General features: G+C 68.8%; 21 protein-coding genes. 10 read left to right on the top strand and 11 right to left on the bottom strand.

From position 1 onward, the window contains the following. The first annotated feature begins 39 nt into the window (after positions 1–39). From ccmA to ccmI, 9 genes are read left to right on the top strand one after another with little or no spacing between them, the layout of a single operon-like run. Positions 40–651 (top strand): cytochrome c biogenesis heme-transporting ATPase CcmA, encoded by a 612-nt coding sequence (gene ccmA, locus AC10V3_RS24625; protein ID WP_041681971.1) that lies wholly within the window; start codon positions 40–42, stop codon positions 649–651. Next, the gene (gene ccmB / locus AC10V3_RS24620; RefSeq protein WP_022538026.1) at positions 648–1,325 is read left to right on the top strand and encodes a heme exporter protein CcmB; all 678 of its coding nucleotides are present in this window, start codon (positions 648–650) and stop codon (positions 1,323–1,325) included. The genes ccmA and ccmB overlap by 4 nt, the downstream gene beginning before the upstream one ends. Next, complete coding sequence (locus AC10V3_RS24615; RefSeq protein ID WP_022538025.1) at positions 1,322–2,113, top strand: heme ABC transporter permease; 792 nt, start codon at positions 1,322–1,324, stop codon at positions 2,111–2,113. Before ccmB ends, AC10V3_RS24615 begins: the two co-directional genes overlap by 4 nt. Then, positions 2,110–2,253, top strand: a complete 144-nt coding sequence (gene ccmD, locus AC10V3_RS24610) for a heme exporter protein CcmD (RefSeq protein WP_022538024.1) — start codon at positions 2,110–2,112, stop codon at positions 2,251–2,253. Before AC10V3_RS24615 ends, ccmD begins: the two co-directional genes overlap by 4 nt. Continuing rightward, the gene (gene ccmE, locus AC10V3_RS24605; RefSeq protein WP_022538023.1) at positions 2,250–2,723 is read left to right on the top strand and encodes a cytochrome c maturation protein CcmE; all 474 of its coding nucleotides are present in this window, start codon (positions 2,250–2,252) and stop codon (positions 2,721–2,723) included. Before ccmD ends, ccmE begins: the two co-directional genes overlap by 4 nt. Next, positions 2,720–4,732, top strand: coding sequence for a heme lyase CcmF/NrfE family subunit (locus AC10V3_RS24600; RefSeq protein WP_022538022.1), 2,013 nt, complete (start codon positions 2,720–2,722; stop codon positions 4,730–4,732). Before ccmE ends, AC10V3_RS24600 begins: the two co-directional genes overlap by 4 nt. Further along, the gene (locus AC10V3_RS24595) at positions 4,729–5,271 is read left to right on the top strand and encodes a DsbE family thiol:disulfide interchange protein (protein WP_022538021.1); all 543 of its coding nucleotides are present in this window, start codon (positions 4,729–4,731) and stop codon (positions 5,269–5,271) included. The genes AC10V3_RS24600 and AC10V3_RS24595 overlap by 4 nt, the downstream gene beginning before the upstream one ends. Continuing rightward, complete coding sequence (locus AC10V3_RS24590) at positions 5,264–5,740, top strand: cytochrome c-type biogenesis protein (RefSeq protein WP_022538020.1); 477 nt, start codon at positions 5,264–5,266, stop codon at positions 5,738–5,740. Before AC10V3_RS24595 ends, AC10V3_RS24590 begins: the two co-directional genes overlap by 8 nt. Continuing rightward, on the top strand, positions 5,737–6,945 hold the full coding sequence (ccmI, locus tag AC10V3_RS24585; protein WP_022538019.1) for a c-type cytochrome biogenesis protein CcmI: 1,209 nt from the start codon (positions 5,737–5,739) through the stop codon (positions 6,943–6,945). Before AC10V3_RS24590 ends, ccmI begins: the two co-directional genes overlap by 4 nt. A gap of 75 nt (positions 6,946–7,020) precedes the next feature. On the opposite strand, the gene AC10V3_RS24580 is transcribed toward ccmI, so the two are convergent. The 3 genes from AC10V3_RS24580 to kbl form a co-directional block, all read right to left on the bottom strand. Then, positions 7,021–8,286 carry an IS256 family transposase gene (locus tag AC10V3_RS24580; RefSeq protein ID WP_022540107.1) on the bottom strand — a complete coding sequence of 422 codons (1,266 nt, stop codon included), beginning with the start codon at positions 8,284–8,286 and terminating at the stop codon, positions 7,021–7,023. 112 nt (positions 8,287–8,398) lie between these two features. After that, positions 8,399–9,343 (bottom strand): L-threonine 3-dehydrogenase, encoded by a 945-nt coding sequence (locus tag AC10V3_RS24575; RefSeq protein WP_490924101.1) that lies wholly within the window; start codon positions 9,341–9,343, stop codon positions 8,399–8,401. Then, entirely contained in the window at positions 9,340–10,542 is a 1,203-nt protein-coding gene (gene kbl / locus AC10V3_RS24570) for a glycine C-acetyltransferase (protein ID WP_022538017.1), read from the bottom strand. The genes AC10V3_RS24575 and kbl overlap by 4 nt, the downstream gene beginning before the upstream one ends. A gap of 114 nt (positions 10,543–10,656) precedes the next feature. Between kbl and AC10V3_RS24565 the strand changes: the two genes are divergently transcribed. Then, positions 10,657–11,262, top strand: coding sequence for a helix-turn-helix domain-containing protein (locus tag AC10V3_RS24565; RefSeq protein WP_490924100.1), 606 nt, complete (start codon positions 10,657–10,659; stop codon positions 11,260–11,262). A gap of 35 nt (positions 11,263–11,297) precedes the next feature. On the opposite strand, the gene AC10V3_RS24560 is transcribed toward AC10V3_RS24565, so the two are convergent. The 8 genes from AC10V3_RS24560 to AC10V3_RS24525 all read right to left on the bottom strand — a co-directional run bounded on the left by AC10V3_RS24560 (position 11,298) and on the right by AC10V3_RS24525 (position 20,111). Beyond that, the gene (locus AC10V3_RS24560) at positions 11,298–12,467 is read right to left on the bottom strand and encodes a xanthine dehydrogenase family Fe-S subunit (RefSeq protein WP_490924099.1); all 1,170 of its coding nucleotides are present in this window, start codon (positions 12,465–12,467) and stop codon (positions 11,298–11,300) included. Positions 12,468–12,476: 9 nt separating this feature from the next. Continuing rightward, a complete protein-coding gene (locus AC10V3_RS24555) occupies positions 12,477–13,304 on the bottom strand; it encodes an FAD binding domain-containing protein (protein ID WP_022538014.1) in 828 nt (275 codons plus the stop codon). Positions 13,305–13,307: 3 nt separating this feature from the next. Beyond that, positions 13,308–15,704, bottom strand: coding sequence for a xanthine dehydrogenase family protein molybdopterin-binding subunit (locus tag AC10V3_RS24550; RefSeq protein ID WP_490924098.1), 2,397 nt, complete (start codon positions 15,702–15,704; stop codon positions 13,308–13,310). Between the two features lie 123 nt (positions 15,705–15,827). Further along, on the bottom strand, positions 15,828–16,454 hold the full coding sequence (locus AC10V3_RS24545; protein ID WP_490924097.1) for an N-carbamoylsarcosine amidohydrolase: 627 nt from the start codon (positions 16,452–16,454) through the stop codon (positions 15,828–15,830). 2 nt (positions 16,455–16,456) lie between these two features. Further along, on the bottom strand, positions 16,457–17,512 hold the full coding sequence (locus AC10V3_RS24540) for a 2,5-dihydroxypyridine 5,6-dioxygenase NicX family protein (protein ID WP_022538011.1): 1,056 nt from the start codon (positions 17,510–17,512) through the stop codon (positions 16,457–16,459). A 16-nt stretch (positions 17,513–17,528) separates the two neighbouring features. Next, a complete protein-coding gene (locus tag AC10V3_RS24535) occupies positions 17,529–18,356 on the bottom strand; it encodes an alpha/beta fold hydrolase (RefSeq protein WP_022538010.1) in 828 nt (275 codons plus the stop codon). A 9-nt stretch (positions 18,357–18,365) separates the two neighbouring features. Further along, positions 18,366–19,118, bottom strand: coding sequence for a maleate cis-trans isomerase family protein (locus AC10V3_RS24530; RefSeq protein WP_022538009.1), 753 nt, complete (start codon positions 19,116–19,118; stop codon positions 18,366–18,368). A 30-nt stretch (positions 19,119–19,148) separates the two neighbouring features. Further along, positions 19,149–20,111: an amidohydrolase family protein gene (locus AC10V3_RS24525; RefSeq protein ID WP_022538008.1), complete on the bottom strand. Its 963-nt coding sequence runs from the start codon at positions 20,109–20,111 to the stop codon at positions 19,149–19,151. Positions 20,112–20,273: the final 162 nt, after the last annotated feature.

Below are 20,273 nucleotides of genomic sequence, written 5' to 3'. Positions count from 1 at the left end.
TCCCCACTTTGCGCCACCGCCGGCGGCGACGTCGTACCGGTGCTGCATGGCAGCGGGCTGGGCCTGTCGCGCGCCGGGCGGCCGGTGCTGCGCGGCATCGACCTCGCACTCGGTCCCGGCGACCTGCTGCAGGTGCTGGGTCCCAACGGCAGCGGCAAGACCAGCCTGCTGCGCGTGCTGTGCGGGCTGGCCATGCCTGACGACGGCGCGCTGCACTGGCGCGGCCGCCCGGTGCGCGCCGGCGATCCGGCCTACCAGCAGGCATTGGCCTACGTGGGCCACACCAACGGTATCGACCCTGACCTGAGCCCGGCGGAGAACCTGCGCTTTGCCGCGCGGCTGGCGGGGGATGACGGGGCCGGTGCGGTCGCGCCCGCGCTGGCGGCACAGGGACTGGAGCGGGTCGCACACACCCCCGTGCGCGCGCTGTCGCAAGGGCAGCGCCGGCGGGTCGCGCTGGCGCGGCTGTCGCTGGCCCGGCGCGCGCTGTGGCTGCTCGACGAGCCCGTGGCCGCGCTCGACGCCGACGCCTGCGCGCATTTCGATGCCCAGCTCGATGCCCACCTGGCCGCCGGCGGCATCGCCGTGATCGCCACGCACCAGCTGCTGCCCGCGGGCGGCGCGGTGCTGCACCTCGGGGCGCCGGCATGATGCGCACGCTGGCCGCGATCGTCGCGCACGATGTCTCGCTGTCCTGGCGGCGGCGCGCCAGCCTGCTCGGCAGCGTGGTGTTCTACGTCATCGCCGCCAGCCTGTTCCCGCTGGCGATCGGACCCGAGCCGCAGCAGTTGCGGGCGCTGGCGCCGGGCATCCTGTGGGTGACGGCACTGCTGGCGTCGATGCTGTCGCTGTCGCGGCTGTTCGCGCAGGAGCATGCGGATGGCAGCCTGGACCAGTTGCTGCTGTCGCCGCACCCGCTGGCGCTGCTGGTGCTGGCCAAGATCGCCGCGCACTGGCTTGCCAGCGGCCTGCCGCTGCTGCTGCTGACGCCGTTGCTGGCGCAGCAGTACGGGCTGCCCGCAAGCGCCTCGCTGCTGCTGGCGGCCTCGCTGCTGGTCGGCACCCCAGCGCTGAGCCTGATCGGCGCGGTGGGCGCGGCGCTGACGCTGGGCGTGCGCGGCGGCGCGGTGCTGCTGTGCATCCTGGTGCTGCCGCTGTGCGTGCCGGTGCTGGTGTTCGGCGCCAGCGCGGCCGCCGCTGCCGACGCCGGGCTCGATGTGCTGCCGCAGTTTTCGCTGCTGGGCGCGTGCCTGGCGTTGTCCTTGTTCCTGTGCCCGCTGGCGACCGCCGCCGGGCTGCGCATTGCCATGGAGACGCCGGCATGAGCCAGCCGTTGCCATCCGTCCATCCCGCTGCCACGCCAGGGCCGCGCACGCGCGGCGGCTGGCTGGCCTATGCGGCGCCGGTCCGCTTCTATCCGCTCGCGGGTCGCATGGCGCCCTGGTTCTTTGCCGCGGCCGCGTTGTTTGCGGTGGCCGGGCTTTGGATCGGCTTTGCCGTTGCACCCACCGACGCGCAGCAGGGCGAGGTCTACCGGATCATCTTCATCCACGTGCCGGCAGCCTGGATGTCGATGTTCATCTACCTGGTGATGGCGGCGTATTGCGCGCTGGCGCTGGTGCTGCGCACGCGGCTGTCGTCGATGATGGCCTCGGCGCTGGCGCCCACCGGCGCGCTCTTCACCGCGCTGGCGCTATGGACCGGCGCGCTGTGGGGCCAGCCGACCTGGGGCACGTGGTGGGTCTGGGATGCGCGGCTCACGTCCGAGCTGATCCTGCTGTTCCTGTACCTGGGCTTTATCGCGCTGGAAGCGGCCATCGACGAGCCGCGCCGCGCCGAATGCGCCTGCGCGGTGCTGGCGCTGGTGGGCGTGGTCAATATCCCCGTGATCTATTTCTCGGTGCAGTGGTGGAACACGCTGCACCAGGGCGCCTCGGTCAGCCTGACCGCGGCGCCATCGATGGCGGCCACCATGCTGGCCGGCATGCTGCTGATGACGCTGGCCTGCTGGATGTACACCATCGCCGTGGCGCTGGTGCGCGTGCGCTGCATCCTGCGCGAGCGCGGCGAAGTGCTCCAGGCCGCGCCGGGGGCTTCGGGGGAGACATCATGACACTTTCATCGCTGCTGCCCTATGGGCACCACGGCATCTACATCGTCGGGGCCTTCGGCGTCAGTGCGCTGATGCTGGCACTCGAACTGGTGCTGCTGGCACGCCGCAGCCGCGCCGCACGCGCGCAAGCCCGCCGATGACGCCGCGCCAGCGCCGCTTCGGAATGCTTGCCGCGGCGCTCGCCTGCGGCGGCATCGCGGCCGCGCTGGTGCTCAACGCCTTTCGCTCCAACCTGGTGTTCTTCTTCAGCCCGAGCCAGGTCGCCGCGCACGAGGCGCCGGTGGCGCGCAGCTTCCGCCTGGGCGGGCTGGTGGCGCCCGGCTCAATCCGGCGCGAAGGCGACGGCATGACGGTGCGCTTCGTCGTCACCGACACCGCACGCCAGGTGCCGGTGCGCTACCGCGGCCTGCTGCCCGACCTGTTCCGCGAGGGCAAGGGCGTGGTGGCGCGTGGCAAGCTGGAGCCGGACGGCACCTTTGTCGCCAGCGAGGTGCTGGCCAAGCACGACGAGAACTACATGCCGCCGGAAGCGGCCGACGCGCTGAAGCAGGCTGAGCAGGTCAACCGCCGCATGGCGGAAGCCGCGCCGGCGCAGGGAGTCCGGCAATGATCGCCGAGCTCGGCCATTTCGCGCTGATCGTGGCCCTGCTGGTGGCGCTGGTGCAAGCGGCGGTGCCGCTGGCCGGCGCGGCGCGCGGCAACCTGGCTTGGATGGCGCTCGCGCGCCCCGCCGCACGCGTGCAATGCCTGCTGGTGGCGCTGGCCTTCGGCGCGCTGACCTGGGCCTTTGTCGGCAACGACTTCAGCGTGCGCTACGTGGCCGCCAATGCCAACAGTGCGCTGCCGCTGGCCTACCGGGTCGCCGCGGTCTGGGGCGGTCATGAAGGCTCGATGCTGCTGTGGACGCTGATGCTGGCGCTGTGGTCGCTGGCCGTGTCGCGGTTCAGCCGGCAGTTGCCGCTGGCCGTGGTGGCGCGCGTGCTGGCCGTGATGGGCGCGATCAGCGCGGGCTTCCTGCTGTTCCTGCTGTTCGCGTCCAATCCTTTCGTGCGGCTGCTGCCGCCCGCGATGGAGGGCCGCGACCTCAATCCGCTGCTGCAGGACCCGGGCATGGTGTTCCACCCGCCGCTGCTCTACATGGGCTACGTGGGCTTCTCGGTGACCTTCGCCTTTGCCGTGGCGGCGCTGCTGGCCGGGCGTGTCGATGCCGCGTGGGCGCGCTGGTCGCGCCCCTGGACCACGGTGGCGTGGGCCTTCCTGACGCTCGGCATCATGCTGGGCAGCGCCTGGGCCTACTACGAACTGGGTTGGGGCGGCTGGTGGTTCTGGGATCCGGTGGAGAACGCCTCGTTCATGCCATGGCTGGCCGGCACCGCGCTGATGCATTCGCTGGCGGTCACCGAGAAACGCGGCGCCTTCCGCGCCTGGACCGTGCTGCTCGCGATCTTCACCTTCTCGCTGAGCCTGCTCGGCACCTTCCTGGTCCGCTCCGGCGTGCTGACCTCGGTCCATGCGTTCGCGGTCGACCCGAAGCGCGGCGTGTTTATCCTCGCGCTGCTGGGGCTGGTCACCGGGCTGGCGCTGGCGCTGTATGCCTGGCGCGCGCCGAAGCTGGCCAGGCGGGCCGCGTTTGCCGCGGTCTCGCGCGAGTCGCTGCTGCTCGCCAACAACGTGCTGCTGGCGGTGGCCGCGGCCACGGTGCTGCTCGGCACGCTTTACCCGCTGCTGGTCGATGTGCTGGGGCTGGGCAAGATCTCGGTCGGCCCGGCCTACTTCGAGCAGGTGTTCGTGCCGCTGATGGCGCCCGCGGTTCTGCTGATGGGCGCGGCGCCGCTGGCGCGCTGGCGCCACGGCAGCCTGCCCGACATGGGGCGGCGCTTGCGCTGGGCGGCCGTGGCAAGCCTGGCAATCGGCCTGGGCCTGCTGCTGATGCTGCGCGATGCCTCGGCACTGACAGGGCTGGGACTGCTGCTGGCCGCGTGGAGCGTGCTCAGCGCCGTGGCCAGCCTGGCGGCGCGGCTGCGGCACCAGCAAGGACGGCGGCTGGCCGCGCTGCGGCAGCTGCCGCCGGGCTATGTCGGCATGCTGCTGGCGCATGCCGGCGTAGGCGTCTTTATCGCAGGGGTGACGCTGGTATCCGGCCAGGAAAGCCTGCGCGAGCTGCCGATGCGCGCAGGCGACAGCGTCAGCGTGGGCGGCTACGACTTCCGCTTCGCCGGCGTGAAGCAGGCCAGCGGCCCCAACTACGACGCCTTGCGCGGCGTGGTGGAGGCTTTGCGCGACGGCAGGCGGGTGGCGGTGCTCACGCCGGAGCGCCGCATCTACCGCAGCCAGGACATGCCCACCACCGAGGCCGCGATCGACAGCGGCCTGACGCGCGATCTCTATGTGGCGCTGGGCGAGAACGTCGACGGCACGGCGTGGGCCGTGCGCATCCACGTCAAGCCTTTTGTCGACTGGATCTGGGCCGGCTGCGTGCTGATGGCGCTGGGCGGCGTGCTGGCCGCGTGCGACAAGCGCTACCGGCTGCGCCGCCGCGCGGCCGCGGAACCGGCTGCCGCGCCCGATGCAGCGGCAGTGCCCGCGCTGGCCTCCGCACACGAGGAGACCCCTGCATGACGCGCTTCCTGCTGCCGCTCGCCGCGTTCCTGGCACTCGCCGTCGCACTGGCCGCCGGCCTGCGCCACGACCCGCGCGAGCTGCCGTCGCCGCTGGTCGGCAAGGCCGCGCCGACGTTCCAGCTGCCGCTGCTGGAACCCGAGGGCCGCACCCTGGCCTCCGCCGACATGCGTGGCAAGGTCTGGCTGCTGAATGTGTGGGCGTCGTGGTGCGCCGCCTGCCGCACCGAGCATCCGCTGCTGGTGGACTTTGCCGCGCGCTCGCCGGTGCCGCTCTACGGCCTGAACTACAAGGACCAATCCGCCGCGGCGCGCGACTGGCTGCAGCGCCTGGGCAATCCTTATACGGCATCGCTGGTCGATGCCGATGGCCGCGTGGGCATCGACTACGGCGTCTATGGCGTGCCCGAGACCTTCGTCATCGACCAGCAGGGCGTGGTGCGCTACCGCCAGGTCGGCCCGGTCACGCGCGAGGTGCTGGAGCGCAAGCTGATCCCGCTGATCGAACAGCTTGAGAAGCAGGGAGGCAACCATGCGTAGCGGCGCGCATGCATGGCTGGCCGTGCCGTTATGCTGCCTGTCGATGCTGGCAGCCGCGGCCACGCTGTCTGAAGCCGAACTCGATGCGCGCGTCCATGCGCTGTCAGCACAGCTGCGCTGCCTGGTGTGCCAGAACCAGACGCTGGCCGATTCCAACGCCGACCTGGCCGTCGACCTGCGCCGCCAGATCCGCGAGCAACTGCGCGCCGGCGCCAGCGACGCCGCGGTCAGGGACTACCTGGCGCAGCGTTATGGCGACTTCGTGCTGTACAAGCCGCCGCTGCGGCCAGTGACGTGGCTGCTGTGGTTCGGCCCGCTGCTGCTGCTGGCCGGCGTGGCCGTTGCCATCCTGCGCGCGCGTTCGCGCAGCCGCGCCCCGGACGACGCGCTCGACACCGGTGCGCGGCAACGGCTTGCGGACCTGTTGGGCGAGACCGCCGACCCGCCCGCCCGGAGCGGACCGCCATGACGACCTTCTGGCTGCTCGCCGCCGCCCTGATCGCCGCCACCATGGCCTGCCTGCTGTGGCCGCTGCTGCGCCGCCGCGCCGCGCCGGACCCCGGCCTGCCCGAGCGCGCGCTGCTGGTAGCGCTGTATCGCGACCAGTTGCGCGAACTGGATGCCGACCTGCGCAGCGGCACCCTCACCACCGCCCGGCACACCGAAGCGCGCGACGAACTGGGCCGCCGGCTGCTCGATGACACCGCCGGAACCGCCGCCGGCACGGCACGGGCCGCCGGCTCGCCGCTGCTCGCCGCCTTGCTGCTGGCATTGCTGCCCAGCGCCGCCATCCTGCTCTACCTGCACCTGGGCAACCCGGTCGCGCTCTGGCGCGCCGACGACCTCCCCGCCGCCGGCGGCAGCCAGCACCAGCTCAGCGGCGCGCAGGTCGAGGGCATGGTCACCCAGCTCGCGCAGCGCCTGCGCGAAGCGCCCGACGACGCCCAGGGCTGGGCCATGCTGGCACGCTCCTACAGCGTGCTGGAACGCCACGCCGACGCCGCCGCGGCCTACGCCCGTGCGATCGAACTGGCGCCGGAGGCCGCGCCGCTGCGCTCCGACTACGCCGACGTGCTGGCCAGCCTGAACGGCGGCTCGCTGGAAGGCCCGCCGATGGCGCAGATACGGCAGGCGCTGAAGCTGGATCCGGACGATCCCAAGGGGCTCGCGCTGGCAGCAAGCGCAGCGGTCGAACGTGGCGACAAGCAGGCGGCGATCGGCTACTGGGAGCACCTGCAGCGGCTGCTGCCGGCGGATTCGCAGACGGCGGCCAGGGTCGTGGCCAACCTCGCGGCCGTGCGCGGGGCGCCTGCACAAGCGGAGCCGGCAGCAAGGATCACTGGCCTGGTCACGCTGAGCGAAAAGGCCGGGCGCATGCCGCAACCCGGCGACACGCTGTTCGTCTATGCGCTGCCGGCCGACGGCTCGCGCATGCCGCTGGCGGTGATGCGCCGCCAGGCGCGCGACCTGCCGCTGTCGTTCACGCTCGACGACGCGATGGCAATGCGGCCGGACCACAGGTTGTCAGGGCAGCAGCAGGTCATGCTGGAAGCACGGATTTCCGCGACCGGCAGTGCCTTGCCGAAGGCAGGCGACCTGGTCGGGCGTACCGGACCGGTGGCGGTCGGCAGCGAGGGGATCAGGATTGCCATCGACGGTGCGATCGCACCGTAGCGGCTCAATCGGGCAGCGAAGCCTTCAGGGAGATAAAGTCAAATCTGGTGTATGAAGGTTGATCGTGGCCGGTCGTCAGGCGGCGAGTTTCTGCTGAACCGGCGGATTGTCTTGCGCCGGGGCACCGTCCTTGAAGGGGACGCCCTTCAAGAGCAGTTCGATGTGTTCGGCACCTTTGATGCGGCGCCATGTTTTCTCGGCTTCCTCGATCAGCTTGAAGGCCAGGCCAAGGAAAGTCGCTCGTGACACGCAATTGCGCGTGCGCGTCGTGCGGTGACGCACGGTCGCGAAGGTCGACTCAATCGCGTTGGTCGTGCGGATGTGCTGCCAGTGCTCGGCCGGGAAGTCGTAGAAGGTCAGCAGGCTGTCTCGGTCCTTGGTGAGCACGCCGGTGGCCTTGGGGTACTTGGCGCCGTAGATCGTCGCAAAGCGATCGAAGGCAGCATAGGCATCTGCCCTGGTGGCCGCCATCCAAATCGCCTGCAGATCTGCCTTGGCGCGGCCGTGCTGGGACTTGGGCAAGGCGTTCAGGACATTGCCCATCTTGTGGAACCAGCAACGCTGGGCGCGCGTGGCCGGGAACACCTCCTCCAGGGCAGCCCAGAATCCCATGGCGCCATCGCCGACCGCCGCCAGCGGGCCAGCCTGCAGGCCGCGGGATTTCAGGTCCAACAGTACTTCCACCCACGATGCCTTCGATTCCCGATAGCCGTCACCGATCGCCACGCGCTCCTTCCTGCCGTCTGGCGTAACGCCGATGATGACCAGCAGGCATTGCCCGTCCGATCCCTCGCTACGCAGACCCGTGTGGATGCCGTCCACCCACCAATACACATGGCGCGCCGCCGACAGATCACGCTGATTCCAGCTCGCATGCTCGTCTGCCCACTGCGCCTTCAATCGGCTCACCACGTTGGCCGATAGCCCTTTGGCATCCTCACCAAGCAGCACCGACAACGCCTCGCTCATGTCGCCTGTCGATACTCCCTTCAGATACAGCCAGGGCAGCGCTGCACTCACCCGCGGCGACTTCCTCACATACGGCGGCACGATCGCCGAGTTGAACTTCACGCCAGACCCGGACCGATCGCGCACCTTGGGCACCTTCACGGCAATCGGGCCGGCCCCCGTCAGCACCTCGCGCTCCGGGAGGTAGCCATTGCGAACCACGGCGCGCTGCCCGCTCAACGTCTTGACATTACTGAACTGCTCAAGCAGCTCTGCCAGCTCCACTTCAATCGCCTCCTGGATGACCCGCCGAGCCCCGCGCCTGATCAGCTCCTCGAGCCCAAGCCCGATTTCCGATAGACCGACTGCTTCTTTCCCTTTATCCTTGCTCATGGTGGACCTTTCTTGTGCTGGTTTCCGATCTCGACAATCAGATTCTCAGCGGAAAGCTCCACCGCCCTCTACTCCGCGCCTCAAATTCCCCGCCCGTACACCAGTTTCGACTTTAGCTCTTCAGGTTAGCCAGCATATCCGCCACCATCTCCTTCAACCCATACTCCGCTTTCCATCCCCAGTCCGCGCGCGCGACCGAATCGTCGATCGAATCCGGCCAGCCCTGCGCGATCGCCTGGCGATAGTCCGGTTCATAGCGGATCTCGAACCCCGGCACCTGCTCGCGGATGGCCGCGGCAATCTGCGCCGGCGTGAAGCTCATGCCGGCGATGTTGTAGCTGCCGCGCTCGCTCAGCTTGTCCGCCGGCGCCTCCATCAGTTCGATGGTGGCGCGGATGGCGTCGGGCATATACATCATCGGCAGCGCCTCGTCTTCCTTCAGGAAGCAGGTGTAAGGCTCGCCCTTCACCGCTGCATGGAAGATATCGACGGCATAGTCGGTGGTGCCGCCGCCCGGCGGGGTCTTGTGCGAGATCAGGCCGGGATAGCGCACGCTGCGCACGTCCACGCCGTGGTTGGCGTGGTACCAGCGGCACCAGCCCTCGCCCGCCTGCTTGGAGATGCCGTAGACGGTGGTGGGCTCCATCACGGTCTTCTGCGGCGTGGCGTCGCGCGGCGTGGTCGGGCCGAAGGCGGCGATCGAGCTGGGCCAGAACACGCGTTCCAGGCCGGTCTGGCGCGCCAGCTCCAGCACGTTGAGCAGGCTGGTCATGTTCAGGTTCCACGCCCACTGCGGCGCCTTCTCGCCGGTGGCGGACAAGGCCGCGGCGAGCAGGTAGACCTGCCTGATGCCATGGCGCTCGACCACGGAGGCCAGTTCACCGCGGTCCGTGGCGTTGATCATCTCGTGCGTCAGGTGCACGTGGCGGCCGGTGGGCACCACGTCGGAGGTGATGACGTTGGTGCGCCCGTAGCGCTCGGCCAGCGCCAGTGCCAGTTCCGATCCGATCTGCCCGTTCGCGCCGACGATCAGGATCTTCGGTTTTCCCTCGCTCATCGAATCAGCCCCAGTTCGCGGCCAGCCTGGCCGAAGGCGTCGAGCGCGGCTTGCAGCGCGGCTTCGTCATGCAGCGCGCTCATCTGCACGCGGATGCGGGCCTGGCCTTTTGGCACCACAGGATAGAAGAAGCCCACCACGTACACGCCGAGTTCCAGCAGACGTTGCGCGAGCTGCTGTGCCTTGTCGGCGTCGTAGACCATGATCGGGATGATGGGATGGTCGCCCGCCTTGACGTCGAAGCCCAGCTTGCCGAGCCCGGCGCGGAAGAACGCCGTGTTGCGCTCGAGCCGGTCGCGCAGCTCGGTGCTGCCTTCCAGGATATCGAGCACCGCGATCGATGCGCCCACGATGGCCGGCGCCACCGTATTGGAGAACAGGTAGGGCCGCGAGCGCTGGCGCAGCAGCGCCACCACTTCCGTGCGCGCGCTGGTGAAGCCGCCGGAGGCGCCGCCGAGCGCCTTGCCCAACGTGCCGGTGATGATGTCGATCTTGCCGAACACGCCACGCAGCTCATGCGTGCCGCGCCCGCGCGCGCCGAGGAAGCCCGTCGCATGGCATTCGTCGATGCCGAGCAGCGCGCCGTATTCATCGCAGATCGCGCGCATCTCGTCGAGCCGGGCAATGGTGCCGTCCATCGAGAACGCGCCGTCGGTAAAGACCAGCGTGAAGCGTGCGCCGTCCGCCTGCGCCTGCGCGAGCTGCACGCGCAGGTCGTCCAGGTCGTTATGCTGGTAGCGGTAGCGTCGTGCCTTGCTCAGGCGAATGCCGTCGATGATCGAGGCATGGTTGAGTGCGTCGCTGATGATCGCGTCGTCCGCGCCCAGCAGCGTCTCGAACAAACCGCCGTTGGCATCGAAGGCCGAGCCGTAGAGGATGGTGTCCTCGGTGCCGAGGAAGGCCGACAGCCGCCGCTCCAGCGTCTTGTGCAGGTCCTGCGTGCCGCAGATAAAGCGCACCGAGCTCAGGCCGTAGCCATGCGTGCGCAGCGCCTCGTGCGCGGCCTCGATCACCTGCGGGTGGGACGACAGGCCCAGGTAGTTGTTGGCGCACAAGTTGATGACCTCGCGGCCGTCGGCAGTGCGCACCCGGGCGCCCTGCGGCGTGGCGATCACGCGCTCCTGCTTGAACAGTCCCGCCTCGCGGATGGCGTCGAGTTCGGTGCGGATGGATGCATAGAATGCCTCGGCATTCGACATGGCTTGGCTCCCGTTGGTGGGCAATGGCGTGCAGGCGATATGCTACGATTCGATCGATAAATCGAACACGTTCTGTATATCGAACGTTTTGCGCAATATAACGAACATCCAACCATGACGCAAGCCCTTGTCCAGAGCTCGCCACCCCAGCAGCCCGAAGGCCCTCCCGCCGTCGGCCTGGCGCTGCAGGCACTGCGGCAGCAGCAGCGCCTGTCGCTCGACGAACTGTCGCGCCGCGCCGGGGTGTCCAAGTCGATGCTGTCGCAGATCGAACGCAACCTCGCCAACCCGACCGTGGCCGTGCTGTGGCGCCTGGCCAATGCGCTGGGCGTGAGCCTGACGGATTTCCTCGCGGGCGGCGCGGCCGAGCGGCCCGGCGGCGGCATCACCGTGGTCCAGCCCCACGCCACGCCCTCGCTGAAAAGTCCCGATACCCGCTGCGACCTGCGCATCCTCGGCCCGATCGACCTGGCCGGGCGCTTCGAGTGGTATGAGCTGACCATCCAGGCCGGCGGCGTGCTGGCCTCCGAGCCCCATGAGGCCGGCACGCAGGAACACCTGTCGGTGCTGAGCGGGTCGGTAACGGTGCGCGCCGGCGCCGACGAGAAGAAGCTGCGGCACGGCGAGACGGCGCGCTATGCGGCCGATGTCGCACATGCGATCTCCAATGGCGGCAAGACCACTGCCACCGCACTACTGGTTGTAGTGCATCCGGGCTGACGCGGGCAAGGGTTGCGACAGCCCGGCGGGCGTGTTCAGCGGGCGCCGAACCACCGTTTGACCCGCTCCCACAGCACGCCGAAGAACATCGCCACGGGATTGAGGCGTACCGCCTGGTTGCGCTCGGCATCGCTCAGCGTCGGGTCCATCCGGCGCGCCACCGACTTGCCGAAATCGGCAATCATGCGCCGCACGAAATCGCGCACCAGCCCCGATCGCGAGAACTGCGCCAGCGGCCCTTGCAGCGAATACTGCAGGTCGACCGCGACTTCGGTCTCGTGCGCGGAGAGCGCCTTCAGCTGGTAGGCGATATCGCCCGCGGCCTTGGAATTGCTGAGCGAGTCCTGGCCCGCGCCCTTCAGCACGCCGCGCTTGAGTGCGTCATCGCGCTGCAGGCGTGCGGCGCCCTCGAACTTCGCCGACATGGGGCCGAACTTGATGGCGATATGGCCCTTGACCTTCTCCCCCGCCATTTCAGTGAGCACCGCGCCCGGCAGGCAGCCCGCCACGGCCGGCAGGTCAGCCATGAAGGCCCATACCGCATCGAGCGCGTAGGGAACGGTGAAGCTGCCCTCGATGCGCGACCAGCCTTTGCGGTCGGCTGACCGTTCCGCCTCGGCGCCGGTGCTTGCGGTCAGGTGCGGCAGCGTGCCGAGCGCTTCGTCCGCAACGGCAAAACTGGTGAACGGCGCTTCGGCCGGCGCCGCGCCCGCGGCGTGCCGCGCAATCACGCCTGCTGCGTCGTGGCGTGCGTCCAGTACCGCGCGGATGGCAGCGACGATCCCCATATAGCCGGTGCAGCGGCACAGGTTGCCTGACAGCTCGTGGCGGATGGTGGCGTCATCGGCGTCAGGCAGGCGCAGCACGATATCGCGCGCGGTCGCCAGCATGCCCGGCGTGCAGAAGCCGCACTGCAGCGCGTGGTGCTGGTTGAACGCCGCGCGCAGGTCGGCCATCACGCCATCGTCCTGGTAGCCTTCGACGGTGACGATGTCGGCGCCCTGGCAGGCCGCCGCGAAGGTGATGCACGAGCGCACCGGCTTGTCGTCGAGCAGCACGGTGCAGGCGCCGCACACGCCATGCTCGCAGCCGAGGTGGGTGCCGGTCAGGCGGTGCGTGTCGCGCAGGAAGTCGCCCAGGTGCGTGCGGTCCGCGCACGCGCCGGAAAGCTGGCGGCCGTTGACGGTGAATTCGATGGTCTGCACGGGCGCTCCTCAGTTCAGCATTTGCGTGACGCAGCGCATCACGACGGTACGGTAAAGCTTGCGGTCGATGGCGTCCTTGCCCGGCGCCGCCTGCGCCACGGCCTCGTCCACGGCGCTGGCCGTGAGCGCCGCGGCACCTTGCCCCGCGACCGCGCGCGTGAGCGCGGGCAGCACCACCGGCGCGCCGTCCAACGCGCCGAGCACGATCCGTGCAAAGCGGCGGCTGGCGTCGAAGTACGCGGCGCAGCTGGCTTCGGCAAACTCGCCAGTCTTGCGGCATAGCTTCTGGTAGCCCCATCGGCTGTGCGCCGTGGCCGGCGGCACGTGCACCGCCGCAATCAGTTCGCCGTCCGCCAGCACGGTGGTGTAGGCACCGACCATAAAGGCTTCCATGGGCGCCTGGCGGGCACCGGAGGACGAAGCGATCTCGATGCGCGCACCCAGCGCCGTCATCACCACCACCCAGTCCGCGGCAGGGTCCGCATGGGCGAGGCTGCCGCCGACAGTGCCGCGGTTGCGGATCGCGCGATAGGCGATGCCGCCGGCCACGGCCTGCAGCATCGTGCCGCGCAGCGGCGCGAACACACCATCCTCGATCTGTGCATGGGTGACGCAGGCGCCGATGCGGATGCCGTCGGGCGTTGCGCTGACTTCGCGCAGCGCGGCCAGCCCGGACACATCAACCACCGTGTCGGGACGGGTCAGCCGCAGGTTCAGCATCGGGCCGAGCGACTGGCCTCCGCCCATGGTCTTGGCGACATCGGTGCCCGCGCCCAGGCGGGCCAGCGCCTCCGGCAGCGAGCCGGGCGCATGATAGGAAAAGGCGACGGCTTTCATCGGTCAGGCTGCCTTCATGTTTTGCGCGCCGGCTTCTGCCGCATCCAGCGCTTCAAGGATCTTTCTTGGCGTCAGCGGCGTTTCCTTCAGTTCGACGCCGAAGCCGCGCAAGGCGTCGTTCACCGCGTTGAAGATGGCCGCGGGCGGCGCGATGGCCCCACCCTCGCCCATGCCCTTGGCGCCGAACTCGGTATGCGGCGACGGCGTCTCGAAATGATGGATGCGAATCGCCGGGATCTCGGTCGGCCCGGGCAGCATGTAGTCCGCCAGCGTCGACGCCAGCGGCTGGCCGTTGCCGTCGTAGCGCATCTCTTCGAACATCGCGGTGCCGATGCCCTGCGCGACCCCGCCGTAGGTCTGGCCTTCGACCACCATCGGGTTGATCATGGTGCCGCAGTCCTCGACCACCACGTAGTCGAGGATCTCGACATGGCCCGAGTCGACATCGACCTCCACCGCGACGGCATGCGTGGCGTAGGTGAAGCTGCCGGTATCGACCGCCGGCTTGAAGCCCATGGTGACCTCCAGACCCTGCGCGTCGACGTCAGGCGGCAGCAGGTGTGGATTGATGTACCACGCGTTGGCAATGCGGACGATATCGACGCCGCCGGCATCGCCGGCCCGGACAGTGCCCGCTGCGAAGGCGACCGCCTCCACCGGCTGCCCCAGCATATGCGCGCCGATCTTCTGCAGGCGCGGCAGCAGTGCCTTGCAGGCGCGCGACACCGCGCCGCCCGACATCACCAGCGAGCGCGAGGCATAGGTGCCGGTCGAGAACGGCGTCAGCCCGGTATCGCCATGCACCAGCTTGATCCGCCCGATATCGATGCCCAGGATCTCGTGCGCAATCTGCGCGAACGTGGTCTCCATGCCCTGCCCGTGCGAATGCACGCCGACACGCACCTCCAGCCCGCCATCCGGCGTGATGCGCACCGTGGCCGAATCGTAGCCCGGGATCACCGGCGTGCCCCAGGCCGCGAACACCGAGGTGCCGTGCGCCGACTGCTCCGTGTAGGTGCCAAAGCCCACGCCGACATAGCGGCTGCCCCGCGGCCCCGCCCGCTGGCGCGCGCGGATTTCGGGCAGGCCGATCATTTCCATGGCCTTGCGCACGCTGGCCGGATAGTCGCCACCGTCGAAGTGCTTGTTGCTGACGTTGACGTAGGGCATGGCCTCGGGCGGCACCAGGTTCTCGCAGCGCACTTCCCATGGCTCGCGCTGCACCTCGCGCGCGATGGCGTCGATCATCAGTTCCATCGCAAAGCAGACGCCGGTGCGCGCCACGCCGCGATACGGTACGAAGCCCGGCTTGTTGGTGGCTACGCACGTGGTCTCGCAGCGATAGCCGTCAAAGGCATAGGGCCCGGGCAGGTTGCCGATCGCCTGCCCCGGCTCCAGCCCGATGGTGAACGGCCATACCGAATAGGCGCCACCGTCGATCACGATCTTTGCGTCCAGCGCCAGCAGGCGGCCGCGGGCATCGGCGTAGGCGGTCAGGTCGTAGTGGTGCTCGCGCGAATTGGCGCCGGCGGTCAGGTGCTCGCGCCGGTCCTCGATAAAGCGGAACGGCCGCTTGTAGGTCATGGCGAGCCAGGCGATGCACAGCTCTTCCTGCTGCAGCACGCACTTGTAGCCGAAAGCGCCGCCCACGTCGGGCGAGATCACGCGCACGCGCTCCTGCTCTAGCCCCAGGCAGTGGCCCAGGATGGTGCGGATCATATGCGGCACCTGCGTGGCGCTGTACACCACCAGCTGGTCGAACTGGTGGTCCCAGTAGGCGAGCACCGCCTTGCCTTCCATCGGCACCATGCACTGGCGGGCCAGGTCGATGCTGCGCCGGACCACGACCGAGGCCTCGTGCCGGCGCGCCTCGAAATTCTTGTCGGCGTTCAGCGTCAGGAAGGTGTTGTCGCGCCAGTGATCGTGCACACGCACCTCCTCCGACAGCTGGCGCGCCTGCGTCACGTCGGTCAGTGCGGTGAGCTCGTCGAACTCGACCGCGACCTGCTCGGCGATGTCTTCCGCCTCGGCGCGGGTCGGGGCGAACGCCATCGCCACCGGCTCGCCGACGAAGCGCACCTTGCCGCTGGCCAGCGGCGGCTGTGCGGATGGCTGATAGGAGGGGAACGCCGAGTCGGCGACGATATCGCTGGCGGCCGCCATGTCTTCGCGCACGATCACCGCCGCCGCGTGGCGTGCGGGCTTGGTCACCGACAACAGCCGGGCATGCGCCACCGGGCTGCGCAGGAACGCCACCTCCTGCAGGTCCGGCATGGCGATATCCGCCACGAAGCGTCCCTTGCCATGCAGGTGCCTGGCGTCCTCCTTGCGTGCCACGCGAGCGCCTACGCCCTGGCCGCGCACTGCGTCCGGATGATCCGGTTCCGTCGACGATGTCATTGTCCTGTCCGTCCCGATGATTCCGCCTGGTTACTCAGCATACTGACCAAAATGCTATGAAACTGCGCAAGAGGTTGTCAATTGTGGCTTTACCGCATCCTTGCTGGCCACGGTGGCCGGCGCTCATGCGCCCACCCCGATGGCAGCCAGCCCTTCAGCACGCGTGGTGACCGTTGCGTACTTCTGCGCCATGTCGAACAGGTTCGCTTCATGCGGGCCGATTGCGCGGTCGCCCACGCAATCGGACAACACCAGCGGCCGGAAGCCGTACTGCATGGCATCGACCACGCTGGCGCGCACGCAGCCGCTGGTCACGGCACCGGCCACCGCCAGCGTGCGCACGCCGCGCTGCGTGAGCCACGCCGCCAGCGACGTGCCGAAGAACGCCGACGGCACGGTCTTGCGCACCATCAGTTCGCCCGCCTGCGGCGCCAGTTCTTCGACGATGGCGCTGTTATGCGCGCGCTCCTTCAGCGACAGCATCTTCGGCACCTTCATGGAGAAGATGTTGTGATCCGACCCATCGTCCGCAAAGACGATGCGGCTGTGCGCGATGGCCCAGCCCTCGCGCCGCGCCACCGCCAGCAGCGGCACGGTATTGGCGATGGCCTCGCGGATATTGCCGCCGCCGAACACGTCCGGGTCGGCAAAGCCGTTGACGAAATCCACCACCAGCAGCCCGAACGGGCCGTCCAGCTCCAGCTCGCTGCCGAAGCCCTGGCGCTGGTATGCGCCGATCTCCTTGTGCATGGCTACTTTTCCTCCGGGTAACAGAAGCCGTCGGTGACTTTGCCGCGGGTCACCACGTCCACGCCGTCAAGGCGCACAGTGCAGTGGCGCACGGGAATATCGATATGGCAGGCCGTGGTGCGGCTGCCGCCCGCTTCGTTGTTGGGACCCAGCGAGAACAGGAAGTTGCCTTCGAAGGCGCGCGCATCCATGCCGATGGTGGCTTCGCGGTCGTACAGCCCGAGCGTCGACCAGTGCGCGCGCGGCTGCAATCCCCAGCCGATATGCGAGATGGCATAGGCTTCAGGATCGTTGAACGAGGCCATGTACTCGCTCAGCAGCTCGGCATGCAGGCCGCCTTCGATGCGCGTGGCAAAGCCCTCCTCCACCGTCAGCCTGACCGGCTCGGTGACGTAGGTCTTCTGCGGCAGCAGGATGTCGCCGCGGTCCAGCACGATGGTGCCGCTGGCCGCGCCTTCGTTCGGCCAGGTCAGCGCGAAGCCGCTCGGCCAGTGGTCCCAGCGGCCGGGCTCGTCGACAAAGCCGTACTCGCTGATAGCGGGGAACTCGCCCAGCGGGCAGCGCAGGTCGGTGCCGGCCGGCGACACCACGTGCATTTCCTTCGCGGCCGCCAGCCGCCCGGCGGCGGCCTTGACGCGCTCGCGGTCGGCCTCGCACGGCACCATGCGCGCCAGCACCTCGGGTGGCTCGACGGCGAGCAGGATCTTCGTGCCGCCCTTCAGGATGCCGTGCTGCTCCGGTGAGAACAGCAGCGTCATCAGGTCAAGCACCAGGTCGCTTTCCCTGAGCGCGGCAATCGCTGCACGGTTGCCCGTGAGCGGAGTCGTGCCCAGGTAGGCCAGCGCGTCGCGGCTCAGCGCCTTCTCGCCATTGACCGGCGGCAGGTCGAGCCGGTTGACGATGGCGCCCATCGCCTGGGTCGCGATCAGCGCGGTGGACAGCGTCTGCGGGTGGGTGGCGGCGCTGGTCAGGATGGTGACGGTCTGTCCTGGCTCGAGCCGTGACAGCTTCAGCACCTTGCGCCAGGCCTCGATCATCTGGTGGTCACTTACCGGCATTTCGGCTCCTGGTTCGTTATCGCGTCAGCGTCGCGCCGAGGAAGTCCCCCAGCGCCGCGTAGAAGCCCGCTTCGTCATCCCACGGGATCATGTGGCCGGCGCCGGCCACGTGGCTGACCAGCACGCCGGGCAGCAGCGTGCGGATCTCTGCCACGTCTTCCGCGCGCACCACATCGCCACGCCCGGCGGTCATCAGCAGCGCCGGCACCGTGACCTTTGGCAGGTCCGCATGGATGTCGTCGCGATGGAAGTCCTCGAAACTGCGCACGACAGCATCCTCATTGCAGGTATGCAGCCATTCGGCGCGCAGGCGCAGTTGCTCGTCGGTCCAGGTCGGGCAGAAGCGGCGCATGCCTTCCAGGTCCGTGCCGTGCTGCGACAAGCGGATGGAATCGACGTACCAGGGCAATTGCGCGGGATACGGACGGCGCCCGGGTCCGGACACCGGAGGATCGACCATCACCAGCCGCGCCAGGCCTTCGGGCTGCCCCGCCGCGGCGCGCACGCCGATGCGGGCGCCCATCGAATGGCCGACCACACTGTAGCGGCGCAGGCCCAGCGCCTCGGCAAAGGCCACCACGTCGCGGGCCTGGGCATCGAGGCCGTAGTCCAGCTCCGCCCCGGCGGACGACAGGCCGCGGCCGCGTACGTCCAGGATGTAGGTATCGAACGAGGCGCCGAAGCGCTCGCCGACAAAGCCCCAGGTGATAGCCGGGCTGGTGATGCCCGGGACGATGATGACGGGATCGCGCCCGGCCCGTTCGCCGTCGCTGCGGCCATAGCGCAGGTAGTGCTGGCGAATGCCATTGGCATGGACATTGGCGCCATAGAGGAAGGTCGTCATCGCATGCTCTCAGTAAGCGCCCGACAGCAGTGCGCCGGCACCGGGCACCACCGGCTCCAGGTCCAGCGCCTTCAGCATCGCGTAGGTGGTGGCGATGGCCGCGGTGATGACCGGCTTGCCCGTCATCGCCTCGACCTTCGCCACCGCCGGCAGCGACGGCATCTGCACGCACGCCGACAGCACGATGGCATCGACCTCGGCAAGGTTCATCTGCGACACGATGCCAGGCAGCCGCGCCGGATCGTGTCGGCCGACGTCCAGGTTGTCCGGGATCTCGAGCGCGCGGTAATCCACCACTTCATAGCCCTCGTTGCGGATGTAGTCCACCACCAGCTCCGTCAACGGCTTCATGTACGGCGCGACCACGGCGATACGGCGGGCGCCGATCACGCGCAGCGCATCGACCAGCGCACCGGCACTGGTGATGACCGGCGCATCGCCGCCGTTCTCGACGGTATGGGCCTTGAGCCGCTGCTCCGACTTGCGGTGATAGCCGTGCCCCATCGCCATGATGGCCACCAGGCAGGCATAGCCGAGCACGTCGACGCGGGCGTCGCTCAGCTCCACCGCGCAGCGGTCGGATTCGGCATCCATGGCGGCGAGCTCTTCCTTGACCACCTTCTTCATCCGCATGCGGCTGGAGTGGAAGGTGAAGCGCTCGGGACGGATCTGCTGGCGTGCGGTCAGCATGGCGGGGATTTCGGTTTCCATCGTCGTGTTCGAGCTGGGAACGATCTGGCCGATGCGAAAGACTTTTTGCATGAGGGTTCTCTGTTGTATGCGTTGCGCCGTTTACAGCTTGAGCAGGCGCCGCGCGTTGCCGTGGCAGACCAGCGCGCGCGTGGTGTCGTCCAGCGGCGCCTCTTCGATAAACTTCGCCGCCACTTCGGTGGATTCGTAGGGATAGTCGACCGAGAACATCACGGCCTCCGGTCCGAGTTCGGCAATGGCGCCGGCCAGCGTGCCGTGCGAGCAAACGCCCGAGGTGGTGATGACGATATTGGTGCCGATGTACTCGGAAGGCGCGCGCGCCAGCCGCACGCCGTGCGAATAGACCGCAAAGCGGCTGTCGAAGCGCCAGCGCTGGAACGGCAGCCCCTCGCCCATATGGCCGAGGATGAGCTTCAGGCGCGGGAAGCGGTCGAACACGCCGCCGAAGAGCAGCCGCAGCGCATGCGACGCGGTCTCCACGCCCCAGCCCCACGCCGCCCCCGTCAGCTCCGGGTGCCCGCCCAGCACCTGCGGCGGCACGAAGGCATCGGTAGGATGCAGGTACATGGGCACGTCCAGCGCCTGCATGCGTTCCCAGAAGACGTCGTAAGCAGGATCGTCGTAATAGCGCCCCTGGGTATGGCCGTTTACCAGCGAGCCCTTGAAACCCAGCTCGCGCACGGCGCGCTCCAGTTCACGCGCGGCCTGTTCCGGGTCATGCATCGGCAGCGCCGCGAAGCCGGCGTAGCGCGTGGGGTGGCGCGCAATCTGCGCGGCCAGGAAGTCATTGCTCTCGCGCGCCCGCGCCACGGCGCGCTGCGCGTCGGGCTCGCCCTGCACGCCCGGCCCGGTTTGCGACAGCACCGTGATGTCGATGCCGAAGCGGTCCATCTCGGCGAGGCGGCATTCGTCGAAGTCGGCCAGGCGGCGGCCCAGCTCGGCGAACACCGCCGGATCGAGATGCTGGGTGAATGCCCTGGAATAGGCCTGGAAACCCGGCGTCATGAAATGCTCTTCCAGTGCGATCTTCTTTACGTTGCTCATGCTGGTGGGGGCTCCTGATGGTGAAATCGCAAATGCTCAGTACACTGATTAGTTTCCGGATTCTAGTCATCAGCTTTTGAAAAGTCCAGACGCCGCGCGGAGGGTTAACACCTATAACGATGGCATTGGCTGCTCAGTACACTGCGCCCAGATGTTCAGTAT

This window comes from Cupriavidus sp. PB-02, from assembly GCF_058252315.1.
This window is presented reverse-complemented; position numbering and strand designations above follow the sequence as displayed.